A 12,814-nucleotide genomic window follows, 5' to 3' on the forward strand; every position below is an offset into this window, starting at 1 on the left:
TTTTTCGCCTCTTTATAAATGTAGCTAATTTTTCGCAACTATAAAGATACACAAGAAATTGTTTTTATTTTTTATTCAATAAAAGTCGTGAGAAGAGCGATGAGAATAAGAGTAATAAGAGTAATAAGAGTAATAAGAGTAATAAGAGTAATGAGAAAAAATTATCGGTTGTTACCTAAAGCGAGCCAGCGCTATTTAAGTAAACCTTGCTCAGCGGCGCTGATTAACTGTTTTTCAAGCTCAGTCCATAGACTATGACTACCTTTAGCGATTCGATCACCATTCAATGACATGACTTGCTGCTTTGAAATGTTATGCTTTTTCCAACTATGACCACCGCCATGAATGTTATGCAGTAACGGCGGCACTCTATCAATGGCTTTAGCGAATATAGCATCGGCAGTTTTACCTGCTTCGAACTCAAGCCAAAGCTGTAAATATTCGTCAGCTAAATATTCTGGCAAGGTTTTGAATAACCGCTCTACTCCTTGCTGCTCCGCAATCGAATGCGTATTGCTGCTGGCATAAACTATGGTATCGCCTGCATCGATTTCACCAAGATCATGCAGTAGTAGCATTTTAATCACCCGATTGATATCAACGGGTTCATTAGCAAACTCTTTTAACATCAGCGCACTAATGCACACATGCCAGCTGTGTTCAGCTGAATTCTCATAGCGTTCTAAACCTACAGGTTTAGTATTACGTGTTACCGACTTTAACTTTTCTATTTCTACAATAAATTCAACAATGCCTTTGATCTCATTCAAACCTAACCTCCTTGTAAATGAATCCCATAATATTCAGTGAACATTAGTATTCTTTGGTGAGAAAAATCCTTTCAGGGCTACCAGGAAAAGCTGCCACACTGCCGACAACTTTAAAACCCAGCTTTTTATAAAACTCTGGCGCTTGGTAATCTAAGGTATCCAGCTGGGCAACAACACAAGCCCTTTTCTTGGCTTCCAGTTCTGCCGATGCCATTAATTGACGGCCAAGACCTGAGCCTCGGCTTGCTTTGTCGACCCAGAGCACTTCAATAAGAAAGTTTCTGTATATAGTTCGCCCTGCTATTCCACCTATAATAGTGCCTTGTTCATCACGACAAACCACAGATAAGGGCTTGGTTTCTTCTGGCCCCATATGTTCATATTTGTGCTCTCTAACCCCTGCGACTAGGGTGTCAAAAATAACGCTATCTTCTTGATGGTTTACTTCTAACATCATTTGCTGGCCTCCAAGCCAATATCTTGGGTTATTCAAACTAAATTAGCTTAGCCTTCGAATTTAATGTGAATTTTATTGCCACTGAAACTCGCCTTAAAGCCATACACCTGTAATTACTTAACTCATTTTTGCAACTGACTCACTCCATGTCCTTGTTTATAGCAGTCTTCAATATTTTTACACATTAAGCTTGGTTATCAAATTGTTAGATCCATCGTTTACTAAAATATCTACGGCCCAACTTTAACGCAAACAGCTTTATCTACCCCCTAGCAACACATAAAGGGGTTAATATACTGAGTGTATATCAACTATTACTATCAATTGCCCTGCTATAGGGCCATACTAAGATGGTTACTTATATATTCGACAATTGAGTCTAATGTACTAGTAACAGGGTCCTCCGGTTGATTAAAACTAGCCTCAGGTGTGTTACATGACAACAAATGGAAAGTATCATGAGCAAAGGACAAGACAGTAAGAAAAACACTAAAAAGCAACCACTTTTAACTGCAAAAGAAAAGAAAGCAGCAAAGACTGCCAAGAAAGCTAACAAAGGTTTTCTAGAGCATTAAGCAAGATGTGGCCATCGAGTTCCTTCGGTGGCCTGAATAGCTACCAACATTTCCCTCGCGATACTTACTTGTTATACCCCGCCCTAAAACTGTGATGTAAAAATTAGCGCTGCTAAAAGTTAAAAATCACCCCAACAAAATCCCAAAACGCAGTAATTGTTGAGATGACTTTAGTTCGGCATTAAGCCTGATTAACAATTAACTCATACTTAACTAAAACCATGTGTATTCAAATGTCACCCCGTATTGGGCGCCCATTGCTGGGTATTTGGCATACATTTCATTATTTTTGACTGTGGTATTGGTGTAGTACTCGTCAGTGATATTTTTACCCCATGCAAAGGCTTTCCAACTATCAGCTTCAACCCCAAAACGTAAATTCACTAGGGTATAAGACGGGTTAATAAAACGCTCATCAAACTCATAATCGGTTGCTGGTATTTCAACGGCATAAGGCTCACCAACAAAATCTGACACGGCAAGAGTTTGATCAACTGAGCCTTCAAAATCGGCATGTGACTCACTTGAATATGCTACATCTGCGCCAACAAAGCCTTGCAGCCCGGCTGAAATTTCAAAGTCAAAACGGGCAAATAAATTAAACTGATGCTCTGGCGTAAAAGGCAGTGGCGAACCTTTAAAGTCTAAATATTGCCCTGGTTGGTTATAGCCGACACCTTGTTTAATCTGTGAATCTAACCAGCCGTAGGCAGCGCCTAAGGTCAAGTTATCTGTCGCTAACCAGCGCCCATCAAGTTCAACCCCTGTGATCGAAGATTTAGGCATATTACCCAGGGTAAATACGGTGTTAAATACTGGGGCGATTTTTTTGGTAAGCAATTGCTTATCTTGGTAATCATAATAAAAAGCCGCGCCATTTAACTGCAGAGTACGCTCGGCTAGGCTTGATTTAAAACCTATTTCATAAGCGTCAAGTTGCTCTTGAACAACGGGAACTAACTGTTGATCAGTCACTGCCGCTAAAGAAGGAAAGCTACCCGCTTTAAAACCACGGCTATAAGATGCATAGACTGATAAATCATCATTAAACTCATAATTAGCAGCTAGGCGCCATGAAAGTGAGTCTTCGCTTAATGTGTCACTAACCTCCCCAACACTCGCCTCTGGCGTTCCAAAATCTAATACCGTAACGCAACTGCCTGCGTTGTAACCATCACCTTTGATGACGTCACTAGTGGGCGTTGTTCCGAAAAAGAAATTAAAAAAAGTATCAGCTAAACCGCCATCAACATCTCTTGAGCAGCCAGTAAAATCCGCTTCATCTTTTGAATAACGCAAGCCGGTGGTAAGCGTGAATTGATCTGTAATAAACCAGTCAGCACTGGCAAACACTGAGGCGGTTGTGGTTTGTTGATTAATATCATTTTCAGCAATATTAAAGCCAAAGCCAGGAATTGGCAGAATATTTACGTTACTACTTATGCCCCAATCCTGCTGGGTTTGGTAATCGACTTCGCTTTTACTGTAATAAAGCCCTGCAATCCACACCAGGCTATCAAGTTGTTGGCTAACTCGAAACTCTTGGGATATGGAATCAATTTCACCATTTTGATAAACATAGTCCATGGTAACGTATTCGGAATCGGCGGCATTTTGATAACGACCTAATAAGTAGCCGTCAAATCCTGCTCCAAAGGCTTGTTCAGTAGCGGCACTCAGTGGGTTATTTTTAATATTAGCAATGGTTTCCCCTGCAAAACCAGCTCGCTCGTATTCTGAACCATCATCTTCAAATTTTGAGTAGCCAGTCAGCGAGGTAAATAAGGTTTGATCATTAATGTCGTGCTCAACTTTCAATGACACATTCGTGCTGGTGTGTTCAAGGCTCGGTGTGCGCCCAGCAGTCCAATCTGCTTTGGCATTATCATCCATTAAGCCGGTAAAATTCTGTGGATTTTGTGCCATATCTAACTGGGTTTGATATATCGAAACAGTAAACGGCGCGCCTCCTGCTTTACCGGGAATATAATCAATATTTTGCGGCGCAATTGTTTCTGAATTATCGCTAGCATAACCGATAGTCAGCAATGCTTGAGTTGCCTCACTGAAGTCAAAGTTTAAGCTACCACGCAGAGCCAGTTTATCTTGTCGACCTAAGGTTTCATCACGGCTAATGCTTTCCTGCCAGCCCTCGTCTGACTGAATCGTTTTAAGTGCCAGACGACCACTTACCATGTCGCTAATTCCGCCTGTCACGTAACCTTCAGCAGAAATGGTTTCATAAGAAGCAATACCCGCTTTGATGGCGGCTTCAAAATCCTTAGAGGGTTTCGCCGCAATATAATTGACCGCGCCAGCCGTTGAGTTACGGCCATAAAGCGTGCCTTGTGGCCCTTTTAAAATCTCCACCCGTTCGACGTCAAGGTTAGTGCCTTTGGTCATAATAGGAAATGGTACTGCAATTTCATCAACATACACTCCAACCGTTGATGTCGCTTGAGCGCTTGACTCATTGAAACCCACCCCACGTAAGGTATAAACCGGTGCCCCAAATGCGCTATCACTGAAATTAAACCCAGGTACAATATTGGCTAAATCAGTGGTGTCATCGATACCTATTTCATCTAATGTCTCGGCATTAAAGGCCGAAATCGACATAGGCACTTCATTAATAGACTGGCTGCGTTTTTGCGCGGTCACTTCAATCACTTCAAATTGTTTTTTTTCTGACTGAGTTTGTTCTTGTTGTGGCTCATTTGCCATTACTGGCGCATGAATTATTGATAGCAGCACTGTCGCAATTAACGACTTTTTAAAATTTCCGTTTGCTTGAACATTTGACATAGTTAATCCCCAAATTGACTATTATTATTTTTCAACCCATGTTAATTATTTGTAAAGAAATACGGGTTAATTTGAGGGTAACGCTAGCGCTGTACAATAAACTGCCACATTTGTTCGGTTGGGATATCTGTGGGATAAAATATCAACTAATTTATAGCGAGGATTTGTTTATTAAAATGGGTTGGCTAAAAAGGTTTTGCAAGCTTTGGCTGTCATGAATTCAAGATAATGGCATTGTTCGGCTCAATATGTCCAAAAGACAGATTAAGCCATAAAACCTAGCCTCATAACATATAAACATACCTTATGAGGCCACTGCTTATATCGTGTTAAGCAGCCAATAACTCCCAATTGTGGTTAAACAGGCAATGACGGGGAACACCACAGTCACGACTCCGACATCTTTATAAGCCGTTTTATGGGTTTGCCCTGTTATTGCCAATATCGCTACTACCGCGCCGCAATGAGGCAGACTATCAAACCCGCCGCTGGCCATAGCAGCAACCCGATGTAAGATCTCTGGATCGACGCCTTTATCTAAATAAACAGGCGCCATAGTCCCTAAAAAGATTTGCAAGCCACCTGATGACGAACCCACAATTGCAGACACTGAACTTGCGGCAATAAAAATTGACAGCAGCACAGGGACATCTAAGGTGGTGATCCACTGAGAAAACTGCGAAAACGTTTCGGTATGGCTCACTACGCCACCAAAACCGATGACAACTGAAGTCGCGATTAACGGCGATATAGACTCTTCAGCGCCTTGACCAAGCTCGGTAATACTGCGGGGTAGAATACGTGGAAACAACACTATGGTGGTAATAATACCAATCAAGAGTGCCATACAAGGCCAAATTATCGGCTGACTGTTGGCATAGTCAACAACCTCAATGCCGTTAACGCCTAAAGCACTGATGATCCTTGGAGAGACAATACAAATAACCACAGCGGCAATGGGAATGACTGAACGAAACCAAGATGGCATCGCCATTTGCTTATTGTTGGCTAAAATCAGTTTATCTTTTTCAGAAGGGATAAAACCCTCACCATTGGCCTTGGCTATGTGACGCTGCTTTTCAAGATACCACAGCCCCAAAGACAACATAATGGCGCTACTGAATAGGCCATATCCCGCTGCGGCAAATAAGTCGGTTTTTAGCGATACCGAAGATATCACATTATGTATTGACGGTGAGCCTGGCATAGCGGTCATGGTGAACGTACCAATACCTAAGGCAATGGCACCAGTAAATAACCGCTTAGGCACATTCGCTTGTTGCAATAGCTGCACCCCAAGCGGATACATAGTGAAAATAACCACAAACAACACCACGCCACCATAGGTGAGCAAAGCTGAAAATAATACCGTAATAATTAGCACACGTTCAGCGCCTAAGGTGTCGACTAACTTATTCGCAATACTATTGGCCGCTCCTGTTGCCGCCAATAAACGACCAAACATCGCACCTGCGGCAAAGAGTAAAAAGAACCGTCCCGCAAATGTAAATGCCCCCAGTGCCCCGGTTGGAAAATATTCCAGCATGGCTTTATCAAATGCCATGCCGCTAGTGATAATCACTATGGTGGAACACACTAGCGAGGCCAGCACAATGCTATAGCCGCGCATTGCCATCCATATAAATACAGCTAATGCCGCAATAATTCCTAAAGCCATATCAATAACTCCATTTATAGCTCACGATATCCACCGCGATCGGCACTGGTAGCAAACGCTGCATAGGATTTTAACGCGCGGGTGATCACACGGGTTCTTGGTTCATTGGGCTGCCAAGCTTGATCCTTTGGCAATGCATTCATGGCATCACGACGTTGCTGCAATGCCGTATCAGAGATCAGTAAATTAATCGAACGATTAGGTATATCGATGCGTATTTGATCGCCATCTTCAATTAACCCGATAGCACCTTGATTAGCCGCCTCAGGTGAAACATGGCCCACTGATAGACCCGCAGATGCACCAGAGTATCGACCATCTGTCACCAGTGCACAGCTAGCATCTAACCCTTGAGCTTTTAAGCTCATGGTTGGTTTAAGCATCTCTTGCATGCCAGGTCCGCCCTTGGGGCCTTCGTAGCGAATAATGATGATGGTGTTAGGTTGAATTTCACCATTATCAATGGCGGTTAATGCCGTTTCTTGCTGATTGAATACTCTTGCCGTTCCGGTAAAATCCAGCATATGCTCATACACTGCAGCGGTTTTCACTATGCAACCATTTTCAGAAATATTACCGTACAAAACGGCCAAGCCACCTTCGGTGCTATAAGGGTTATCAATATTACGGATACAGCCTTTTTCACGATCTAAATCTAACTCTTTCCAGCGCTGTGACTGGCCATAGGCCTTAATGGTGCGTTTGCCACCAGGCGCGGCTTTAAAGTACTCATGCACTTCTGGGTTATCTGTACGTAATACATCCCAATAGGCTAGCATTTCCGCTAATGTCCCGCCGCCAACCGATTTAACACTGGTGTCAATTAATCCGGCGCGTTCTAGTTCGCCAATGATTGCCATCATGCCGCCAGCACGGTGAACATCTTCCATATAGTAATCTTTGGTGGCTGGTGACACCTTGCAAAGGTGCGGCACTTTTCTGGATAAGCCATCAATATCACTGAGATTGAAATCCACCTCGCCTTCTTGGGCCATAGCCAGCAAGTGTAGAATGGTGTTGGTAGAACCTCCCATCGTAATATCCACTTTCATCGCATTGAAAAACGCTTCGCGAGTGGCAATCGAGCGCGGTAACACCGAGTCGTCATCTTCAAAATAGAACTTTTTGGTGTTGGTTACGATTTGCTTAGCTGCACGGGTGAACAAGTCTTTACGATCGGAATGAGTCGCCAATAATGAGCCATTGCCCGGTAGTGCGAGCCCTAACACTTCAGCCAAGCAATTCATTGAGTTGGCGGTAAACATGCCAGAACAAGAGCCGCAGGTAGGACAGGCATGATTTTCTAAAAACTCAGCACTTTTACCATCAAGTTCCTGACTACTGAAAGCGGCAATATAGGTATCAATGGGGTCAAAACGCTGAACTTTATCTTTTTCAACGACGCGGCCTGCTTCCATAGGCCCGCCTGAGACAAATATCACTGGAATATTTAACCTTAATCCCGCCATTAACATGCCAGGGGTGATTTTGTCGCAGTTTGAAATACAGATCATCGCATCAACGCAATGAGCATTAATCATATATTCGATGCTGTCAGCAATAATTTCACGGCTCGGTAAGCTATAAAGCATACCGTCATGACCCATGGCAATGCCGTCATCGATAGCAATGGTATTGAACTCACGGGCAATGCCGCCCGCTTCAAAAATAGCCTCACACACTAGGCGGCCGACGTCTTGTAAATGTACATGGCCTGGGACAAACTCGGTAAATGAATTAACCACGGCAATCATGGGCTTGCCAAAATCTGTTTGCTGTAATCCCCCTGCTAACCAAAGTGCACGTGCTGCAGCTGCACCTTTACCGTCGACAACTTTTGATGATCTTAATTTAGGCATGTTAACTCTCGTTTTTATTATTAGTGTTAACTACTTTGTCATAGATGATTTGTTAATTTCTGTCACATTTGTGACAATTAAGGCGAAGCACTGAGTTTGGTTCGAAACTCAATTGCAATGACAGGTGTAGCAAATATCGGTGTAGCAAATATCAGCCATAAGACCTTGCGAGGCACTGTTAACACAATAGATGATAAAATATAATAGAATCAAATATCTAGGCGGTATCTGCCATTGTCGAATAAAGCGGCACTATGGCTTGATGTGACAAATTCAAATCAAACAATTTGATCATGTTATCAATATCATTAATAAAAATTTTACCGTACTCAATTTGAATCAGGTTTTCTTGCTGCATTTTTTTCAATTCACGCCCGACGCTTTGCCGTGTTGCCCCCACCATTTGCCCGAGCATTTCTTGTGATATATCAGGTAAAGAGATGGCTTCAAGTTCTTTAGCGCCGCGGCTTAGGGCAAGCCTGACAATTGCTGCACCTAATCTTTCATAAAGTGGCAGTAATAATGCTTCATTTAAACTGGCAAAAGTGTATTGAATGCGGGTACATAGAAAGCGGTTTAGTGCTATCGACATTTCAGGAAAGTGCTGACTTAAATGTAAATAGTCTTTATGTGACAATACATTAACCTCAACATCAGTGCATGCCACAGCATAGTTAGGTCGATTATAGCGGGTGATTAATCCGATATCCCCAAAGCAATCACCTGCATGCAAAATGGCCACAATTAACTCTCGACCTTCTTTATTGTAATTACAAATCTTGACTTTACCTGACACCACTTGAAAGCCACAATTTGAGGTTTCACCAGAGTTGTAAATAAATTCATCTTTACGAAATTTTTTAAAGCTAAGCCTGTGGGATATTTGCTGCTGTATTTCGCTGGGTAATTCAGCGCGCCAATTATGTAGATGTTGAATTGTTAACATAGTGCAGAGAGTCCTTGTTCATTCGAACTTATTATTATTGGTCAATCATGGCTAGATTAAGTGATAGTCCCTACAAAGGCAAAGGCTAAAAAAACCACACGCTAGCAACAAATACTGCCTAGGGTTTTATCCACTTAACAACACTATTCTTCTACCGATTAATAGTGATATTTATAGTAGACACGTTATTATCGTTCACAAAAGCAAGCCAATTAAGTTTATAAATTTTATATCGATATCGACCATGAAGCATCTCAAATGCAACATTTGTTGCGGAAACAAACCATCGCTACTGGCACTCTAAACAATCACTAGCTTCAAAAATCATGACAGAAATAGCGTGATCTAAAACCAATTAATTGCCCATAAAAATAATAAAAAGGACAAGATAATGACTGATATTATTGTACTTTCTCGCCCATTACCTCTACCGCAAATTAGCGCTAATGGCTCCGCAATCGAAGTGCGGGTATTTGAAGGTGATTACGCTGTTTTTACAGGTGCAAAGGTGTACTTAACAACGGCATTAGATGCCGTTAGTTCTGATTTTATTAATACCTTGCCGACATCCATTACATTAATCGCCAATATTGGTATTGGCGTTGATAATATTGACCTTAACGCCGCTAAAGCGCGCTCCATTTCGGTAACTAACACCCCGGTGGTCACTGAAGATACTGCCGACTTAGCCTTTGGGTTATTGCTAGCCACTTGCCGCCGACTTGGCGCAAATGAGCGCTTTTTACGCAGCGGTAAATGGTCTAAACAAGCCCCAATGGCCATGATGGGAAATCAAGTCCACGGTAAAAAGTTAGGCATTGTGGGAATGGGTAGCATAGGCCAAGCCGTTGCGCGCCGCGCCAAAGCCTTTAATATGGATATTTATTATTATAATCGCTCACGATCTCTCGAAGCCGAAGCAAACTATCAAGCCCATTATTGTGACAGTCTGGCGAGCTTGTTATCGTCTGTAGATATCATTAGTTTACATTGCCCACTCACCCCTGAATCACAACAGATAATCAATGCTGATAGCTTAGCCAATTGCAACGATGGCGCCATTTTGATCAATACCGGCCGCGGCGGATTAATTGATGACAACGCCCTCATCGATGCACTAAAAAACGGTAAAATTGCTGCAGCTGGATTAGATGTATTTGATGGTGAGCCTGATTTCCATTCTGGCTATCTTGATTTTGAAAATGTCACCTTAACTCCGCATATTGGCAGCGCAACGGCTGAATGCCGTCAAGCTATGGCAGGCAAAGCCTTACAAAATGTTATTGCGATGCTTGAAGGCAAACCGTTATCAACTCCTGTATAGAGCAGCCACTATGTTATTAACTAAGTCTTTAGAAAAATGCTTTAACATTGAGCAGTTACATCAGCAAGCACATAAAAACCTCCCCCTACCTGTGTATGACTACATGGCAGGCGGTGCTGACGATGAAGTGTCTTTGAGTCACAATGTTAATGCCTTTGATCAATATCAGATTATTCCTAAGTGTCTCACTAATGTCACCGACATCAATACCCACAGCCATATACTGGGCTGTGACATGTCGGCACCATTTTTTATTTCACCTGTGGGTCAGCAGCGCATGTTTCATGCTGATGCAGATATCGCTGGCGCTAAAGCCGCTGAAAAACAGGATATTTTGTTTACCTTATCCACTTTCTCTTCCAAAACCATTGAAGAGGTCGCCAGCAGTAGTTATGGCAATAAAATGTTTCAGGTATATGTCGTGACGGATCCGCAATTAAATGAAGAAATTATGCAGCGGGCAAAAGCGGCAAAATATCAAGCCATGTGTTTAACCGTTGATACCGTGGTGGGCGGCAATCGTGAGCGAGACATAAAAAATGGCTTAACCATACCCATGAACCTCAGCTTAAAAAGCCTATTGGAATTTGCTAAACATCCTTTGTGGGTAAAAAACTACTTTATGTCAGGTGGCAAAGATTTAGTTAATCTAAATGCAGCCCCCTCAACAGGCGATACCGAAAGCTTCCTTAAGTATATGGGTAATCTATTGGAGCGAAATCTCACTTGGGATCACGCCGCCAAGATGATTAAACAATGGGGCGGCCCTTTTGCCATCAAAGGCATTATGTCGGTAGATGATGCAGTTAAAGCTAAACACATTGGCGCATCGGCCATTATGATTTCAAATCATGGCGGCAGACAGCTGGACTGCACCCCTGCGCCAATTGAAATGGTGGCTGACATTCGAGCGGCAGTCGGTCCAGACATCGAGCTCATCGTCGATGGCGGCATCAGACGCGGCAGCGATATTTTTAAAGCGATAGCCTTAGGCGCTAATGCGGTATCACTTGGCAGAGCATACGCCTATGGCCTAGCTGCGGGCGGGCAAGCGGGCGCAGAAAAAGCCATCAATATACTCAAAACAGAATTGGTCCGTACTATGGCCTTGGCAGGCTGTCAAAGCCTTAAGGATATTAACACCAGCATGATCCGTAAGCGTTAACGGTCATCCTCATTCCCTTTAAGTGAGATAATATTAAGTTAGAACAACATCAGGCCTGCGAGCTCCCCCCCCTTCGCAGGCCTGATGCTCTAGTGTCATAATGCTACGACTTAAAAGAATTTAAGCATTCAAACTAATCCGCGCTATTCACTCGCCTAATTCCTATCGCCTTCTATACTTTTGTTGAGCTCATAAGTGATTTGATTATCAAGCATTCGCTAATTAACTCGCTCATGTCCTATACCTTTAATTCACAGTCTTGTAGGAGTAATTTTATCAATGACACGATTAAGCACCATATTACTGCTATTAAGTTTGTTAAGCATTTATCCACTGCAGGCCAGAACCAATCCTTGGGAGCTCGCCACCAGCATCTATCAAGGGCAAGTTGCAGCTATTGGCGGCTATGCTAATGGTTGTTTATCAGGCGCACAGCCACTGCCGTTAACGGGTGACGGCTACCAAGTTATTCGTAGTCAGCGGCAGCGTTTTTATGGCCACCCTAATCTCGTGAATTTTGTCAGTCACTATTCAAAGCAGCTAACTCAGCAAGGGATCAATAATATTTTCATCGGTGATATGTCGATGCCCCGCGGCGGTCAATTTGATTTTGGCCACAGCAGCCATCAAATAGGCTTAGATGTGGATATTTGGCTAAAACTAACCGAGGCGCCACTCAAGCCCCAAGAATTACAAAATCCACGTCATTTGTCTGTGGTTGATATTGATAAATTAACCGTTAATCAAGCATGGTCAAAACAACATAAAACCATGCTCAAAGTCGCTGCAGAGAATAATCAGGTCGCTCGGATTTTTGTTAATCCAATCATCAAGCAGCAGCTGTGTAATGAACGAAGCGACAAGGATACTTGGCTACAAAAAATTCGTCCTTGGTGGGGCCATACCTCTCACATGCATGTGCGCTTGCATTGCCCTGAAACTGATAGCTTATGTAAAGCGCAGCAGCCCATTAAATCAGGTCATGGCTGTGAAGAATTAACTTGGTGGACCCAGCAACTTAAGCGTGCAGCGGCAAGCCAGCAACAAGCTAAACAACCTAAAACGGCAGCGGCGCCAAAGCCAAAGCCTTTAAAACAAAAACCGCTTTCCTGTGAACCACTAGTTAAAAACTTACAGGCAAAACAGTAATTTCCCCCTCTTAAAACATTCACTATTGAGCATTTGCCCGTTAAATTGCACTAAACAGGCCAAAAATATACTTTAACTGCATTGGC

9 protein-coding genes are annotated in these 12,814 nt (G+C 42.8%); 3 read left to right on the top strand and 6 right to left on the bottom strand.

The window, feature by feature from the left end; all coding sequences use genetic code 11:
• Nucleotides 1–191: 191 nt before the first annotated feature.
• The 6 genes from Q4591_RS02995 to Q4591_RS03020 form a co-directional block, all read right to left on the bottom strand.
• The gene (locus Q4591_RS02995; protein WP_303445599.1) at nucleotides 192–770 is read right to left on the bottom strand and encodes an HD domain-containing protein; all 579 of its coding nucleotides are present in this window, start codon (nucleotides 768–770) and stop codon (nucleotides 192–194) included.
• A 43-nt stretch (nucleotides 771–813) separates the two neighbouring features.
• Entirely contained in the window at nucleotides 814–1,227 is a 414-nt protein-coding gene (locus Q4591_RS03000; RefSeq protein WP_303459295.1) for an N-acetyltransferase, read from the bottom strand.
• A 788-nt stretch (nucleotides 1,228–2,015) separates the two neighbouring features.
• Nucleotides 2,016–4,607, bottom strand: a complete 2,592-nt coding sequence (locus Q4591_RS03005; RefSeq protein ID WP_303459297.1) for a TonB-dependent receptor — start codon at nucleotides 4,605–4,607, stop codon at nucleotides 2,016–2,018.
• A 319-nt stretch (nucleotides 4,608–4,926) separates the two neighbouring features.
• Nucleotides 4,927–6,285 carry a GntP family permease gene (locus tag Q4591_RS03010; RefSeq protein WP_241903478.1) on the bottom strand — a complete coding sequence of 453 codons (1,359 nt, stop codon included), beginning with the start codon at nucleotides 6,283–6,285 and terminating at the stop codon, nucleotides 4,927–4,929.
• A gap of 14 nt (nucleotides 6,286–6,299) precedes the next feature.
• Complete coding sequence (gene ilvD, locus Q4591_RS03015) at nucleotides 6,300–8,144, bottom strand: dihydroxy-acid dehydratase (RefSeq protein WP_102437105.1); 1,845 nt, start codon at nucleotides 8,142–8,144, stop codon at nucleotides 6,300–6,302.
• Between the two features lie 217 nt (nucleotides 8,145–8,361).
• A complete protein-coding gene (locus Q4591_RS03020; RefSeq protein ID WP_303459300.1) occupies nucleotides 8,362–9,090 on the bottom strand; it encodes a Crp/Fnr family transcriptional regulator in 729 nt (242 codons plus the stop codon).
• A gap of 391 nt (nucleotides 9,091–9,481) precedes the next feature.
• On the opposite strand from Q4591_RS03020, the gene Q4591_RS03025 reads away from it, so the two are divergent.
• The 3 genes from Q4591_RS03025 to mepA all read left to right on the top strand — a co-directional run bounded on the left by Q4591_RS03025 (nucleotide 9,482) and on the right by mepA (nucleotide 12,728).
• Nucleotides 9,482–10,414 carry a D-glycerate dehydrogenase gene (locus Q4591_RS03025; RefSeq protein ID WP_102476428.1) on the top strand — a complete coding sequence of 311 codons (933 nt, stop codon included), beginning with the start codon at nucleotides 9,482–9,484 and terminating at the stop codon, nucleotides 10,412–10,414.
• 10 nt (nucleotides 10,415–10,424) lie between these two features.
• Nucleotides 10,425–11,579: an alpha-hydroxy acid oxidase gene (locus Q4591_RS03030; RefSeq protein WP_102437099.1), complete on the top strand. Its 1,155-nt coding sequence runs from the start codon at nucleotides 10,425–10,427 to the stop codon at nucleotides 11,577–11,579.
• 279 nt (nucleotides 11,580–11,858) lie between these two features.
• A complete protein-coding gene (gene mepA, locus Q4591_RS03035) occupies nucleotides 11,859–12,728 on the top strand; it encodes a penicillin-insensitive murein endopeptidase (RefSeq protein WP_102519975.1) in 870 nt (289 codons plus the stop codon).
• The last annotated feature ends 86 nt before the right edge of the window (nucleotides 12,729–12,814 follow it).

It is taken from the genome of Shewanella sp. 3_MG-2023 (assembly GCF_030548765.1).
In the GTDB taxonomy this organism is placed as follows: domain Bacteria; phylum Pseudomonadota; class Gammaproteobacteria; order Enterobacterales; family Shewanellaceae; genus Shewanella.